The organism is Methylobacillus gramineus (genome assembly GCF_020532675.1).
Lineage (GTDB): Bacteria > Pseudomonadota > Gammaproteobacteria > Burkholderiales > Methylophilaceae > Methylobacillus > Methylobacillus gramineus.
The window spans coordinates 248745-263886 of the sequence record NZ_JAJAVE010000003.1 but is presented as its reverse complement, the minus strand read 5'-3'; the positions used below and the strand labels follow the sequence as shown (position 1 = coordinate 263886).

The 15142-nt window shown below is 50.4% G+C and carries 12 protein-coding genes; 7 read left to right on the top strand and 5 right to left on the bottom strand.

From position 1 onward, the window contains the following. Positions 1 to 29 precede the first annotated feature (29 nt). The gene (locus LG201_RS11805; protein ID WP_226772406.1) at positions 30 to 1421 is read left to right on the top strand and encodes a sensor domain-containing protein; all 1392 of its coding nucleotides are present in this window, start codon (positions 30 to 32) and stop codon (positions 1419 to 1421) included. Between the two features lie 102 nt (positions 1422 to 1523). Here LG201_RS11805 and katE read toward each other — a convergent pair whose 3' ends face one another. After that, positions 1524 to 3662 carry a catalase HPII gene (gene katE, locus LG201_RS11800; RefSeq protein WP_226772405.1) on the bottom strand — a complete coding sequence of 713 codons (2139 nt, stop codon included), beginning with the start codon at positions 3660 to 3662 and terminating at the stop codon, positions 1524 to 1526. 104 nt (positions 3663 to 3766) lie between these two features. On the opposite strand from katE, the gene LG201_RS11795 reads away from it, so the two are divergent. Beyond that, positions 3767 to 3922 (top strand): hypothetical protein, encoded by a 156-nt coding sequence (locus LG201_RS11795; protein ID WP_226772404.1) that lies wholly within the window; start codon positions 3767 to 3769, stop codon positions 3920 to 3922. Here LG201_RS11795 and LG201_RS11790 read toward each other — a convergent pair. The 4 genes from LG201_RS11790 to LG201_RS11775 form a co-directional block, all read right to left on the bottom strand. Further along, on the bottom strand, positions 3913 to 4428 hold the full coding sequence (locus tag LG201_RS11790) for a hypothetical protein (protein WP_226772403.1): 516 nt from the start codon (positions 4426 to 4428) through the stop codon (positions 3913 to 3915). The genes LG201_RS11795 and LG201_RS11790 overlap by 10 nt on opposite strands. A gap of 336 nt (positions 4429 to 4764) precedes the next feature. Beyond that, on the bottom strand, positions 4765 to 5766 hold the full coding sequence (locus LG201_RS11785; protein WP_226772402.1) for a catalase family peroxidase: 1002 nt from the start codon (positions 5764 to 5766) through the stop codon (positions 4765 to 4767). A gap of 191 nt (positions 5767 to 5957) precedes the next feature. Continuing rightward, entirely contained in the window at positions 5958 to 6584 is a 627-nt protein-coding gene (gene ycaC, locus LG201_RS11780; protein ID WP_226772401.1) for an isochorismate family cysteine hydrolase YcaC, read from the bottom strand. A gap of 86 nt (positions 6585 to 6670) precedes the next feature. Further along, positions 6671 to 7537, bottom strand: a complete 867-nt coding sequence (locus LG201_RS11775) for a pirin family protein (protein ID WP_226772400.1) — start codon at positions 7535 to 7537, stop codon at positions 6671 to 6673. Positions 7538 to 7647: 110 nt separating this feature from the next. On the opposite strand from LG201_RS11775, the gene LG201_RS11770 reads away from it, so the two are divergent. From LG201_RS11770 to LG201_RS11750, 5 genes are all read left to right on the top strand, one after another. Continuing rightward, positions 7648 to 8535, top strand: coding sequence for a LysR family transcriptional regulator (locus tag LG201_RS11770; protein ID WP_226772399.1), 888 nt, complete (start codon positions 7648 to 7650; stop codon positions 8533 to 8535). A gap of 56 nt (positions 8536 to 8591) precedes the next feature. Then, the gene (locus LG201_RS11765; RefSeq protein ID WP_226772398.1) at positions 8592 to 9521 is read left to right on the top strand and encodes a DMT family transporter; all 930 of its coding nucleotides are present in this window, start codon (positions 8592 to 8594) and stop codon (positions 9519 to 9521) included. 284 nt (positions 9522 to 9805) lie between these two features. After that, positions 9806 to 10744 carry a GGDEF domain-containing protein gene (locus LG201_RS11760; protein ID WP_226772397.1) on the top strand — a complete coding sequence of 313 codons (939 nt, stop codon included), beginning with the start codon at positions 9806 to 9808 and terminating at the stop codon, positions 10742 to 10744. A gap of 136 nt (positions 10745 to 10880) precedes the next feature. Continuing rightward, entirely contained in the window at positions 10881 to 11384 is a 504-nt protein-coding gene (locus tag LG201_RS11755) for a MarR family winged helix-turn-helix transcriptional regulator (protein WP_226772396.1), read from the top strand. A 260-nt stretch (positions 11385 to 11644) separates the two neighbouring features. Then, positions 11645 to 15142, top strand: a complete 3498-nt coding sequence (locus LG201_RS11750; protein ID WP_226772395.1) for a response regulator — start codon at positions 11645 to 11647, stop codon at positions 15140 to 15142.

The window sequence follows — 15142 nt, the reverse complement described above, 5'->3', positions numbered from 1 at the left end:
CAGACCATCTAATACACTATAATTCGACTATGGAAATTAAATCACACGCACCACTTGCCAGCTTCATAGACCTCTTGATGGATGCCGTCTTTGCGGTTGACCCCGATGGTCGTATCGTCTCTGCGAGTGCGGCATGTGAGCGTATTTTCGGCTATAGCCCCGAAGAAATGACAGGCAAGATCATGTTCGACATGGTGCTACCCGAAGATCGTGAACGGACCAGGCAATCAGCCAGGGATGTGATGACCGGTCAGCCCCAGCTACATTTCGAGAATCGCTATATTCGCAAAGACGGAAAAATCGTCGACATCATGTGGTCAGCGCGATGGTCACCAGCTGACCAGTTGCGCATTGGGGTGGCGCGTGACATCACCGAACGCAAACGCGCCGAATCCATGCAGGCAGTGCTCTATTCGATTTCTGAAGCCGCATACGCCGCCGAGGACCTTATCGCGCTGTTTCAACGCATACATCAAATTGTCCGCACTCTACTGCCAGCAGATAACTTCTCGGTCACGCTTTACGACAAGGATAAAGACCAACTCAGTTTTCCATATCGGGTGGATGAAGACGAGTTGAGAAGTGAACCATCCAAACCTGCTGCAGGGACGCTCTGTGCAGAGATTATCCACACTGGAAAACCGCTGCTATTGACCCCAGAAACGATCGCTACCCGCCGCGATGAGTGGCAAGCCGTGCTGGACGAAAATTTGCTCTGCTGGCTCGGCGTCCCGCTCAAATCACATAAAAGCATGATCGGTGTCCTGATGGTCAAAAGCTATCTGGGCGGCGTATGTTACAGCGAACAGGATCAGGAGCTATTGCAGTTCGTCTCAACCCAGATTGCGACTGCAATCGAGCGCCTGCAACTGCAAGCACGTCTGCAGCATATGGCACAATATGATCAATTGACCACATTGCCCAATCGCGGCTTCCTGTGTGATCGCCTGGACACCGCACTGTCATCGGCAAAGCGCACGCAAGAAGGGCTGTCGTTGCTGTATCTTGATCTGGACAAATTCAAACAGGTCAACGATACGCTAGGGCATGATATCGGAGACTTATTACTACAAGAGGTGGCGACACGCTTGAAGCTATCCATCCGCGAATCAGATACTGTCGCACGCATAGGCGGGGATGAGTTTGTAGTACTGTTGCCCCATATTTCATTGCCGGAGCAAGCGGAACTGGTGGCGGAGAAAATTCGCCATATGCTCAATGAGCCTTTCACCCTGGGTGACCACATCTTGACCATCAGCCCCAGTATCGGCATCGCTCTATACCCCGAGCATGGACACGACAAGCTGGAACTTCTAAAACATGCCGACAATGCCATGTATTCGGCAAAATATGGTCGTCGCATCAAGCACACGAAAGCCATGCATCCCGCTGAGATTGCCCACATGGGTTCGCTGGGATAAGCAAGCGCCTTATTAAATAAACAGCAGAAGTATATCGGCCCCGGCTAATGCACTCACCTTCACCGATATGCTCCTGCATGTCGTTCGCTGAGGCACCATCGCTTATGCAGGAATGTGGCTCACATGCCCCTCCCTGCCCCATACCCGGTGAGTGAGAAGTGCTTGGCTGAATGCTTTCTCCACGGACATAAAGCTAGCTCCCTGAAGTAATCCTTCATCCTCTTTGAGAGGAAGTGAACTTAATAACTGGCTAGACTCACCCGTGAGCACCACCGGTTTCAGATGTTTGTATGCCTCAAGCAAATGATACACAACATCGCCATTTTTAAGAATCGTAGGCACCTCTCCTGGAACATTGAGCAAGATGACTGCATCAAACAGAATGGATGGCTCACCTTTAAACGAACCATCCACTTCAATTTCCTTGCCTTTGCCGGTATGGACTGGAGCAGAAGATGGGCCTAGCAACATTAACTTCACTTTGTGTTGTTCCATCCAGGCTTGTGCATCCTGTAAATCCTGATCAGACACACCATCAAATAACAGGGCTGCGACTTTCTTGCCTCGCAAGCTATCGGCAGCCAACGTGGTCTGACTTAATGCAGGGGACTCCGTAAATTTATACTTTGGCACACTGACACTCGATTTCTCAGGAGGCGGCAAACCCAGATGTTGCGCAACCTCACGGGCAAGATTCAGATCAATGTTAGCCAGAATCTCATTCACTACTCTTTCTCTAATAAATTTCCGTTTGACCTTACCAAGCTCAAAGCTGTAAGCCTCTGCAATATGGTGTTGCTCAGTAGTACTCAGGCTTTTATAAAATAATCTGGGCTGAGAAAAGTGATCTTGAAACGATGCTGACCTTTCCCGGACTTTATGTGCATCAATGCGTTCGTAATAGCTTTCAAACCCGCCATCTTTTGCTGCCGGTGGCGTTTCCTGCGGCCATCCTCCATCAATCGAGTTCGGCTCATAAGAGGCTTGTCCTTTATTGATCGTGGTCCTATGCAATGCATCCCGCTGGTTATTGTGGAAAGGGCATACAGGCTTATTAATCGGGATTTCATGAAAATTAGGTCCTCCCAGCCTGCTCAACTGCGTATCTGTATAGGAAAAAAGTCGGCCTTGGAGCAGTGGGTCATTACTAAAATCAATCCCGGGCACAATGTGTCCCGGGCAAAAAGCGACTTGCTCTGTTTCCGCAAAATAATTATCAGGGTTACGATTTAATACCAGCTTGCCTAGTGGCGTAATAGGCACCAATTCCTCAGGGATCACTTTGGTCGGATCCAGGATATCAAAGTCAAAATTGTGCTCATCGCTCTCATCGATTACCTGCACCCCAAATTCCCACTCTGGATAGTTTCCTAGCTCAATGGCCTCACCTAGATCCCGGCGATGGAAATCTGCATCTTTACCAGCCAGCTTCTGCGCCTCATCCCACACCAATGAGAGTACGCCTTGTTTTGGGGTCCAGATAAATTTAACGAATTTTGAAACACCTTCACCATTGATGAGCCGGAAGGTGTGAACGCCAAATCCCTGAATTGTGCGCAAACTTTTAGGAATGGCACGGTCAGACATGGCCCAGATAACGGCATGGGCTGATTCTGATTGCAGTGAAACAAAATCCCAAAAGGTGTCATGGGCACTCCCACCAGTGGGAATCTCGTTGTGAGGTTCCGGCTTTACTGCATGAACGAAATCAGGGAATTTAATCGCATCCTGAATGAAAAACACCGGAATATTATTCCCCACCAGGTCAAAATTACCTTCATCTGTATAAAATTTTAGCGCAAAACCCCGTACATCCCGCACCGTGTCGGCAGAACCGCGGGGACCTTGAACCGTGGAAAATCTGACGAAAATCGGGGTTTGCTTGCCTTTTTCACTCAAGAATCCGGCCTTGGTAAGTGCTGAATGGTCAGCATAGGACTCAAAGTAACCATGGGCTGCCACTCCTCTGGCATGGACGATCCTTTCAGGAATACGCTCGTGATCGAAATGGGTTATTTTTTCTCTTAGGATAAAGTCTTCAAGCAATGAAGGGCCACGTGCCCCGGCTCTGAGAGAGTTCTTGTCATCTGCAATTTTGACGCCCTGATTTGTCCTCAATGCCTGGCCACTCGCATCGGATTTAAATTGCTCCAGATCCTCTGTCTTAAGATTAGCGTTTTGCTTATCTGCTGCATCGGCACCGGCCACTTGGCTTTTGCCTACTTTATCCTGATGTCCCATTCCTATGGCCTTTCTAAAAATATGGTTATTGGAAAGGCCATATTAGGAGCGTTTGCAAGCACAGGTTGTAGGTGGCTAGAGCTTCTTGGTGTAGGAAAATCAATATGGATAATCTCACTCTAAAATACTGCCATGCACATCATCAAAAAGATCATGTGCGGGCATTATCAAAGACGAGTCTTTATCTCTTCATTCCCAATAAAAAAGCTCTCCAGATGGAGAGCTTTTTGCCCAAGATGGACGATGCGGATCAGGAATAAATGTTGTATCCGCGATTTTCTTCCCAATCTTTTGCAAACCGCTGGGAGTCATCATCGGTTCTGGAGCGTACACCAACAAGAATGCCCCCTTTGTTGACGCCTTCTTCATACTCTTTCAGTCTATCCTCAGGGATAGCCCATCCTACCAATGCACCCACCACACCAGCAGCCACGCCTCCAGCACCCGCGCCTGCTATGGCGGCAGCCAATGGGCCTGCAATAACCAATCCTAACCCTGGTAAAGCCAGCACAGTACCAGTCGCGGCGATTGCAGCAGCGATGGCGCCTGCCGAGGCACCAATAGCACCACCAATGGCCGCTCCTTCCGCTGATTTATTGCCCACTTCTGTTTCCAGCGTGGCGTTTTTCCCATAAAAGCGCTCTCGCGTTTCTTCCGACATTACTACATCAATTTCGTCAGCGCGATATCCTGCATCGGTAGCACTTAAATAAGCCCGCTCTGCGCTTGCCTGATCTTTAAATAAACCGGTCACTGTTCTTGTCATAATACCTCCTCAAAGATGAATTATCAGAAAGTCTGATGTGAGAAGTATGGTCAACATATTGAATAAAAAATGTAGGGGGGAAACCAAATCAATCGTAGGATATCCACAGCTCAGGAGTAGGTGAAGCTATACGCCCTGGATAGCGATCAATTGTATATGTGGCGTGAGTTACTCCTGGCTTTCTCGCCCAGAGCTAATTGAGGATCATTGCTGTAATGGGTAGCAATGCGCCAACAAAAAAAGCCCAGTTTCTGGGCTTTTTTTATTTCTGGCTGTTCAGTTACACATCACCAGTCAATACCAAGCTTAATGCGCTTCAAGTAAATAAACAGGCGATCAACGCCCTTGTATCCGGCGGCTAAAACTGACACTGTAAGCCCCCGGCCTTGCCAACAGGATAGGATCATTGCTTGCCTCTATCCCATCCACCAGATTGAGTGGGCTGAACATGACGGTTTTCTCAAAAGCAGCCCCATCCGGACGGAACTTGTCTATTGTCAGTGTGCCAAGCTCGACCACACGCCGACTTTCTGGCCAGATGACTGTGGCATTGTTCAACTCATCTCCCGCATCAGCCAACTGCACTGAAATGCGGTAACTATAGGCCGCCTGATTGAGGCGTTTGGGTAGCTCATGCATCAGATAATCAGGCGCTACCGCCTTGGCTGCATCAGCACTCAGGAATTTGGCACCCTCGACAGGTTCAATCCGATACCGTCCATACTGCGTTTCACCTTTGGCATTGATGAACTTGAATGCATTGACGCCAAAAAAGCTCTGTGTGGCAAAACTCTCTGGCAAGAGCTTGGGGGTGGTCACAAACCGCTTGGCTGCTGGATGCTGCTCAAGAAAGGTCTCGATGGGTTTAGGTTGGGCCTGGCTTTGTTGCGAGGCCGCGATGGCTTGCAGAAGACCAAGAAACTCCTCTGGAGTGGACGCTGGAAAATCATTCACCGAGATGCAGACCAAGTCTGCAATTGCGTCATCAGCCAACTGAAAACGAATGGCGATACCCTTAGGAAATGCACCACCATCATTGTCCGGAATATTGGGCACTCCAGTGGCATTGGAGTAACGGACAATGACAGGATTGGAATGATTGAAAATGTCAGCCTTGGTTATCTCTGCAGCAGTTGGCGCTGGCGTGAAATGCCCCTCTGCAACAACACCCTTGGCATGATTGGCACGAAAGCCAGGATGGGGACCGCCAGAAAGTTGAGTGAGGGTATTCACCAGCTCTTCAGTGACTGGCTTGGCTGTATCAGCAATCGCTGTAGGGAAGGTAAATGCCTGAAAAACCAGCGTTGCAACAAGGGAAGATCGGACGATCGCTTGCATGGTAAGGCTCCTTAAATTTAAAAGGGCTGTGCTGCAGATCAGAGCATATTAGCGTGAAATAGTGAAATCAATATGCTTATCTGATCCAGCAGCAGTGAAATCCCCCCGCTGTCACTACAAGCAGCAGACAACATCATCTAACGATACCAGGACCATCTCTGACACCCGGCACCATTTATCATTTAACCAGCCTATTTATTGGCAGTCAGCGTGTTAAAAGCCGTCATGAGGTTACGATAATCCGGGATATGGTTGGAGAACAATGTGCCAAGGCCTTCAACATCGTTACGCCAATCCCTGTGCAGCTCACAGGCAGCCCCAAACCAGGTCATCAGCTGGGCACCGGCATTGGACATTCTGTCCCAGGCAGAATCACGCGTTAATGCATTGAAGGTCCCGGAAGCATCGGTGATGACAAAGACTTCAAATCCTTCCTCGATGGCAGCAAGCGCCGGGAAAGCGACACACACTTCAGTCACCACACCCGCAATAATCAGTTGTTTCTTGCCGGTGGCCTTGATTGCTTTGACAAAGTCTTCATTGTCCCAGGCGTTGATCTGGCCAGGGCGTGCAATATACGGCGCGTCTGGAAACATTTCCTTGAGTTCAGGAACCAGAGGGCCATTCGGGCCTTGTTCAAAACTAGTGGTCAGAATGGTAGGCAAATTGAAATACTTTGCCATATCAGCCAGGGCAAGCACATTGTTCTTGAACTTGTCAGGATCGATATCGCGCACCAGGGAAAGCAGGCCAGCCTGGTGATCTACCAGCAACACAACTGCATCATTTTTATCAAGACGTACGTAAGGCTTATTCATGGGATTCTCCAATTAATTAATCATGTATATGCGATGGTCACACCGCAGGATAAGGCCTGCCACCCAAGGAGTGGCAGGAGTAAACACTACACAGCTACCGTCACGAATCTACCGTTGTTGTAATCAGATACGGCCTGATCAATTTCTTCCCAGGAGTTCATGACAAAGGGTCCATGCCCAACCACTGGTTCATTCAAGGGCTGACCATTCAACAACAGCAATACGGTATCTTCTACAGCTTCAATTTCCATCTGAGTACCTTTGCGCTCCAGCACCGCCAGCTCAGAAGGCCTGATGGTATGGGTATCGCCTATGCGCACTGCGCCACGCAGAATGAATAAGGCCGTGGTATATCCATCAGGCAATTGCACCGAAAAGGTTTTGCCTGCCTTTAACCGCACATCCCATACATTCATTGGGCTGAAAGTATGTGCAGGGCCATACTGTTGCGCATATTCGCCGGCAATCACTCGCACAGTGCCACCGTCATTGGCCAATGCCACTTGGGGAATCTGCGCACTCTCAATGCCCTGGTATCCAGGCGCAGTCATTTTGTCCTTGGCAGGCAGGTTGACCCACAGCTGTATCATTTCAAATGCACCACCCCGTTTTGCATATTCCTCTCCATGATATTCCTCATGGATGATGCCAGCGCCTGCGGTCATCCATTGCACGTCGCCAGTGCCTATGGTGCCACCCGCATTGGTGGAATCATGGTGGGAAACCTCACCGTCATAGACAATCGTGACGGTCTCGAAACCGCGATGAGGGTGCTGGCCAACCCCACGACGTTGGTCTGTTGGCTCAAAGCTGGTTGGGCCGGCATAGTCCATGAGCAGGAAAGGTGACATTTCTTCATGAATATCCCGGTATGAAAAAATACTCTGTACGGGGAAACCATCACCGACCCAGTGCTTGCCATTGCTACGTTTGATGAAAGCTAGATTCTTCATGTCTGTCTCCTGTTATGGTTCAGTGCTGCGATGGGTTCCACTATAGAGAGAAGACATTTGTTTAACTAGATGGTTAAATACTAAATAACTTTTCAACAAACGGGATAATAGTGGATCTCAACGAAACCGCAGTTTTTGTCAAAGTAGTACAGGCTGGTAGCTTCAGTGGTGCAGCACGCCAGCTGCAACTACCCACATCGACGATCAGCACCAGAATCTCCAGGCTGGAAAAGCGATTAGGCGTAACCCTATTGCAACGGACAACCAGGCGACTCAGCCTGACAGAAGCTGGCAGCCTATATTTCCAGCATGCCGCCACTGGCCTGGGCTATATGCTGGAAGCAGAGGCCGCGATCAGCACCACCATTCACGAACCGCAAGGCAGGTTAAAAATCACTGCGCCTGCCGATCTGGGAGATTTCCTGCTTTCCAGCCTGGTCAACCGGGTGCAGGACGCTTACCCTAAAATTGAAATGGAACTGCTACTGACGGATCGTTATGTAGACTTGGTAGCTGAAAGTGTGGATGCGGCTATCCGGACAGGCGCTCTACGTGACTCCAGCCTGATCGCCAAGCAGGTGGGCAATGTACGCTGGGCAGCGTTTGCTAGCCGGGAATACCTCAGCTCGGCACCCACGCTTAATATGCCCCAGGACTTGCGCCACCATCCTTGTGTGCAGTTCACACCGCTTGGTCGCGATGAGTGGACGCTCACCAACAATAGCAGTAGCATCACCACCCCGATGCCAGGAAACAGAATGGTCAACAGCATAGGCGTAGTAAGGGCGATGGTGATGGCAAACAGAGGCGTGGGACTTTTGCCGAGCTATGTCTGTCGGCCAGAAATGGTAGAAGACAAATTGCTCAGGGTGTTGCCCGATTGGCATGCCAAAGCCGACCCTGTGCACCTGGTCTATCCCAGGCAGCGTTTTGTTCCAGTCAAACTCCGCGCCTTTCTCGACGTGTCCACGGTTGTACTGAAGGACTGGTTCAACTAAAGAATCAAACCAATGGGAATTGAAACCAATTCGTGTAGATTCAGGAACATGAATCCATGAATAAAGACATGATGAATCACATCACTCGCAGCACGCTGCTGGCTAAGACCAGCATCTGGTTTATTCTGATCCTGCCACCACTATTCTGGGCCGGTAATTTTGTCATTGGGCGCGCTGTCCATAACGAAATTCCGCCATTCACGCTTTCCCTGGGACGCTGGATCATTGCCTTTGCCTGCATCCTGCCATTTGCGTGGCAGCCCATGCGTCGCGACTGGCCACAATACTGTCAATATCGTTGGCGTATATTGGCGATCTCGATCGCGGGCGTCGCCTCTTTCAACACGCTGGTGTACACGGGGTTGCATAGCACCACTGCGACCAATGGCATATTGCTTAACTCCTGCATCCCCATCCTGATCCTGCTATTTGGCGTGCTGTTTTATCAGTTACGTATTAGCAAACTACAGGTACGCGGATTGGCCATTTCCTTTGCCGGGGTGCTCACCATTATTCTGCATGGGGAATGGCAGCGCCTGCTGGCGCTGGATTTTTCAACAGGCGATCTCATCATCTTCCTGGCCATGGTCTGCTGGGCGCTGTATACCTTATGGCTACGTGGTATCCCGAACGAGATCAACCGGATTGGGCTGATGGGCATACAAATCCTCATCGCCATCATTGCCCTACTACCTTTGTATATCTGGGAGCTGACATATAGCGCATCCCCAATATGGAATCAGCACTCCCTGCTGGCATTGGCCTATGTCGGCATCTTTCCTTCCGTCATCGCCTACTCGCTTTACATGATGGGAGTAGCCCGTGCCGGAGCAGCGCGCGCAGGATTATTCATCCACCTGATGCCGGCTTTTGGCAGTTTATTATCTATGCTGTTTCTCGGTGAATCGCTTGCTCTATTCCACATCGTCGGCATCGCTGCCATCCTCACCGGCTTGTTGTTATCGAACCGTCAGCAGACCCTATAGGCAAGATCACAGCATGCAGATATCTCTCAAGCGTGCAAAGAGGATTGTCAGATTCTCAACACGATTGTCGACGCCTGATCTTATGGCGTAAGGACGTATAAGCCATTGCTGGCCATACGCATCACATACCAGAAGAATATTTCCTAATATCAAAGGATTACCTGAGTTAAATTACATGGCACGCTATTCGCTTATTGATACTCACGATCATCAGATTAAGATGTCGCTCTTTTTCGACCCACTGACAGACTTTAGGCGCATTACCTAGATTGATGAATACACCCATGGCAATGACAACACCTGCTGATACCGATCATGCTGTCTATAAAACCTTGCTGGAATCGACCAATGCGATTCCCTGGAAAATAGACTGGAAAACCATGACATTTGCCTATATTGGCCCCCAGATCGAGCTATTGCTTGGCTGGACACCTGCAAGCTGGGTGAGTGCACAAGACTGGGCTGAGCGTATGCACCCTGAAGATAGGGCATGGGTAGTGGATTTCTGTGTGTCGCAATCCCAGGCCGGGCATGATCATGAAGCCGATTACCGGGCTTTAACCAAAGATGGTGAGTATGTCTGGATCCGTGATGTGGTCCATGTGGTGCGTGACACACAGGGAGAAGTGGAAGCGTTGATTGGTTTCATGTTTGATATCAGCGAACGCAAGAAAACCGAGGAAAAGCTGCTCATCCTGCAAAAAGAGCTGGAAGAACTGTCGTTCAAGGACGGGCTCACCGGGGTAGCCAACCGCCGGATGTTTGACTCCATCATGGAAATTGAATGGGCCAATGCACGACGCAATAACCAGCCCTTATCCATCATCATGTTGGACATCGATTTCTTTAAGCAATACAACGATTGCTACGGCCATATTCAAGGTGATGAATGTCTGAAACAGGTAGCAAAAGTGTTGGCCAGTGCGGCCTCGCGCGCGCGTGATTTTTTTGCCCGTTTTGGTGGCGAAGAGTTTGTATTGGTACTTCCAGAGACCGATGCAGAATCTGCCAAGATAGTAGCTGAGCGCTGCCGTAATCTAGTGTTCAAAGAACAGATTCCCCATGCTCAATCCGCGATCAGCCAGATTCTCACCATCAGCATGGGCCTGGACACCATAGTGCCCAACCATCAGGACACAGCGCTGCAATTCATCGAGCAAGTCGACAAACGGCTATACCAAGCCAAGCAACGGGGCAGAAATTGTATCGTGAATGCCAGTTAACGTATCTCATCGACATAGGTGACACTGGATATTTATTCGTAGAATCAGATTGTTGGTTTATTCCCTAAAAAATATCAGGTATTCAGGCTGAGTCTATTGACTAACATTCTGGAACCTAACTACTATAGTCCACACCATGCTACTCATTAAAGAGCTACCGACTTCTGAGTCACTCAAGAAGTTTGCCCTACGTTACCCGGAGGCCGATATCAAGGCGATCTGGGAATTCGTCAACATTCTCCGTGCCGCTTCTGATATTTCCGATGCACTGGATAAACTGCTGGCTCAGCACGGCTTGTTGCAAGGCCGCTGGTGGGTATTGGTATTGCTGTTGCGTGAAGACAATCTGACCTCATCGCCATCAGAATTAGCTGAAAAAGCGGGCGTCACCAAAGCCACCATGACGGGGTTTATTGATGGACTGGAAAACGAGGGCCTGGTCAGCCGCCTGACTGACCGCAAAGACAGGCGCAAGCTTAAAATCAAGCTGACGGCAGTGGGCCAGCAAAAACTCGATCAGGTCATGCCGGACTATTACACCAAAGTGGATGCTCTACTCTCTGCGCTCACGCATGAACAAAGAACTGCCGTAGTCAGTAGCATGCAGGCTCTTGGTGCCAACATCGGCGCCATGAAATAACCCTCACTCAACCTCGATAACCCGTCACAAGCGTTAAGCGCATCTACCCTGAGTTACACAGACTAATCGGTGGCGTAGCAGCCGCTCCATGCATGCGTTCTGGCAGTGTGAATCATGCACACAATGCCCCACCAAACGCTCAATATATCCACCTCCATCTGCTTGCGATGCCAACTGGAGCCCATCGGGACGCCGGATCGGCCAGCCTGAGCCGTTTTTTAAGCTAAACTACTGCATCTGAAAAAATTGCAGGAAATCTCATGACCGGGCAAACGAATATCGACCAGGCCAGCTTCAAGCGCATTCTCCGGCGTAATCTTCTATTGCCGATTGGAGTAGGCATCTCCAGTGCGGTGATGTTCGTTATCCTGGTGTCCAACCTGCTTTCGTCCATGTCCTGGGTAGAACATACAGAACGCGTGATAGGCAAGGCGAATGAAATTGCCAAGCTCACGATCGATCTGGAAAGCGGCATGCGGGGCTTTCTCATCAGTGGCGATGAAGGTTTCCTCTCCCCTTACCAACTCGGCAAACCCAAATTGCAGGCTGAGATTGCAACCCTGATTGAGCTGGTTAGCGATAATCCTGTCCAGGTTGACCGCCTCAAACGCATCATGGAACAAGAAGCGCAATGGGGTGTTTACGCGCAAAGTGTCATTGAGTTACGTCGCCAGGGCAAGGATTATGCTTCTGCCATCCGTTCCGGTCGTGGCAAGATGGAAATAGATGAAATTCGTAAAGAAATCGGTGCATTTGTAGATTCTGAACAACGTCTGCTCAAAACCCGTAATGAAAATGCCAGTGACAATACCAAGTTTTCACTGACGTTTTATCTGATCTTTGTGCTCGGGCTCACCGGATTCTTAGGTTACTTTGGCCGCCGTGAACTGCTCGGACTTTCTAGCAATTATGAAAACGTGCTGGCGCAACAACAAGAGCACGCCGATACCCTACAAAAGCAGGCCTGGTTACGCGCGGGCCAATCTTCGCTGGCAGAACTTGGCATTGGACAATTAGCCTTACCCCAGCTTGGACGTACATCACTGGACTTTCTTGGGCGCTATGTTGGCGTATTAATAGGTGCCATCTATATCCGTGACGACCATGGCACCCTGCGTCGCTTTGCCAGCTATGGCTTCAGCAAGGAACAGGAAGATAAAGACGCCACCCTGCATGATCACCAGGGCTTATTGGGTCAGTGCGCGGCCGAGGAGCGCATCATTCATTTAACCGATGTACCCGCGAACTATACCCAGATCAACTCTGCGCTAGGCAGTGCCATTCCGCACCACGTGGCCATTGTGCCGCTCAAGCACGATGGTCATCTCAATGGCGTCATTGAGCTGGGTTTCCTGAAACCATTACAAGCGCACGATATTGAATTTCTCACCCTGATTTCTGGCAATCTGAGCATCGCCATTGAAGTGGCACTTTCACGCCAGCGTCTGCAAGACATACTGGAGGAAACCCAGCAGCTCAACGAAGAACTACAAGTACAGCAGGAAGAGTTGCGCACCAGCAATGAAGAGCTGGAAGAGCAATCTCGCGTACTGGAGGAATCCCAGGCGACGCTAGAAAACCAGAAAGCAGAACTGGAGCAAACCAACGATAGGCTGGCTGAACAAGCTCTCAGCCTTGATCAAAAAAATGCGGCGTTAAAAGAAGTACAAGATCAACTGGAGGACAGGGCGCGCGACCTGGAGCGCGCCAGCCAATACAAATCCGAGTTCCTTGCCAATATGTCGCATGAACTGCGCACTCCGCTCAACAGCTCGCTGATTCTGGCCAAGCTTTTATCAGATAACCGTGAAGGCAATCTGAATGAAGAACAGGTGCGGTTTGCCCAGACCATTTACTCGGCTGGCAATGATCTGCTCAACCTGATTAACGACATCCTGGACATTTCCAAGGTGGAGGCTGGCAAGCTGGAACTGGCACCTGAGCATGTCGCGATCAGTAGCCTGTCTGACTCCCTCAACAGTATTTTCTCTCCGCTGGCCATGCAGAAAAAGCTGGGGTTCACCGTCACAGTTGCCTCCGAGGTACCCGCCAAACTATTCACAGATCGTCAGCGGCTGGAGCAGATTCTCAAGAACCTGCTGGCCAATGCCATCAAGTTTACCGATCGTGGTCATATTACCCTCAACATCGAGACCAATAGCGCCGGTCATATGACGTTTGCGGTGCAGGACTCAGGCATAGGCATAGATGCCTCATTCCACAACAGCATTTTTGCGCCATTCCGCCAGGTCGATGGCACCTCAAGCCGCCGTTATGGAGGCACCGGCCTGGGACTATCCATCTCCCGCAATCTGGCCACACTGCTGGGAGGCAGCATCAGCGTCAGCAGCAGCCCTGGGCAGGGCAGCACCTTTACGCTCACCTTACCATCTGACTGGGCACCATCTACCTTGCTATTACAGCCGGAAGACGAGCTCGCTCCCCCTAAGTCCACTGTCGCCGCCGTCACGCAAGCCCCGGCACAGCACCAGTACCAAGCTGAACCCCAGGCAACCACTTTCAGCGGTCCGGCATTCCCCGATGACAGGGATCAAATTTCAGCCTCAGAGCGCACAGTCCTGGTGATTGAAGATGAGGTGGCGTTCTCGCGGATCCTGTACGAACTGGCCCACGAAATGCAGTATCGCTGCCTGGTGGCACATACTGCAGAAGAGGGTTTGCATCTTGCTACACATTATCAGCCACAGGCGATCCTGCTGGATATGCGCCTGCCAGATCAGTCCGGCCTCAGCGTGTTGCAGCAACTCAAGGAAAGTGCGCATACCCGGCATATCCCCGTACATGTAGTGTCAGCCGCAGATCATGCAGAAGCTGCACTACACCTGGGGGCGATTGGTTATGCGCTGAAACCAGCAACACTGGAAGAATTGAAGAAAGTATTTTCACGTCTGGAAGAAAAGCTGACGCAGAAAATCAAACGGGTACTGCTGGTAGAAGATGATGCACGCCAGCGGGAAAGCGTGCATGAATTGATTTCTGACGCCGATGTTGAAATTGTCGCCGTTGAGTTTGGCGAACAGGCACTGGAACTGCTGCATTCCACCATTTTTGACTGCATGATCATAGACCTCAAATTGCCGGACATGCAGGGAAGCGAACTGCTGAAACGCATGTCGACCGAGAAAATCTGTGCCTTCCCGCCCGTGATTGTCTACACCGGTCGCAACCTGACCCGAGAGGAAGAAACGGAGTTGCTGAAATACTCGCGCTCCATCATCATCAAGGGCGCGCGCTCACCGGAGCGCCTGCTGGACGAAGTGACCCTGTTCCTGCACAAGGTGGAATCTGAACTGTCCAGCGAGCGCCAGCATATGCTGAAAACCATACGCAGTCGCGAACGTATCTTTGATGGACGGCGCATATTGCTGGTGGACGATGATGTACGTAATGTCTTTGCCCTGACCAGCGCGCTCGAGCAAAAAGGCATGATAGTGGAAGTGGCGCGCAATGGGCTGGAAGCGATTGCAAAACTCGACAATACCCCAGGCATAGATCTGGTGCTGATGGATGTCATGATGCCGGAAATGGATGGACTGGAAGCAACACGCCGCATCCGGTCAGATAGCCGCTTCGAGCGTTTGCCGATTATTGCCATTACCGCCAAGGCCATGAAAGATGATCAGGAACAATGCCTGAAAGCCGGCATGAGCGACTATTTGGCCAAACCGATTGATCTGACACGGTTGCATTCATTGTTACGGGTGTGGATGCCCGTCGATCTGGGTTATGAGAAATAG

Coding starts and splice junctions, on each gene's coding strand:
- LG201_RS11805 (WP_226772406.1), top strand. CDS start 30: ATGGAAATTAAATCACACGCACCACTTGCCAGCTTCATAGACCTCTTG.
- katE (WP_226772405.1), bottom strand. CDS start 3,662: ATGGGACATCAGGATAAAGTAGGCAAAAGCCAAGTGGCCGGTGCCGAT.
- LG201_RS11795 (WP_226772404.1), top strand. CDS start 3,767: ATGGATAATCTCACTCTAAAATACTGCCATGCACATCATCAAAAAGAT.
- LG201_RS11790 (WP_226772403.1), bottom strand. CDS start 4,428: ATGACAAGAACAGTGACCGGTTTATTTAAAGATCAGGCAAGCGCAGAG.
- LG201_RS11785 (WP_226772402.1), bottom strand. CDS start 5,766: ATGCAAGCGATCGTCCGATCTTCCCTTGTTGCAACGCTGGTTTTTCAG.
- ycaC (WP_226772401.1), bottom strand. CDS start 6,584: ATGAATAAGCCTTACGTACGTCTTGATAAAAATGATGCAGTTGTGTTG.
- LG201_RS11775 (WP_226772400.1), bottom strand. CDS start 7,537: ATGAAGAATCTAGCTTTCATCAAACGTAGCAATGGCAAGCACTGGGTC.
- LG201_RS11765 (WP_226772398.1), top strand. CDS start 8,592: ATGAATAAAGACATGATGAATCACATCACTCGCAGCACGCTGCTGGCT.
- LG201_RS11760 (WP_226772397.1), top strand. CDS start 9,806: ATGGCAATGACAACACCTGCTGATACCGATCATGCTGTCTATAAAACC.
- LG201_RS11755 (WP_226772396.1), top strand. CDS start 10,881: ATGCTACTCATTAAAGAGCTACCGACTTCTGAGTCACTCAAGAAGTTT.
- LG201_RS11750 (WP_226772395.1), top strand. CDS start 11,645: ATGACCGGGCAAACGAATATCGACCAGGCCAGCTTCAAGCGCATTCTC.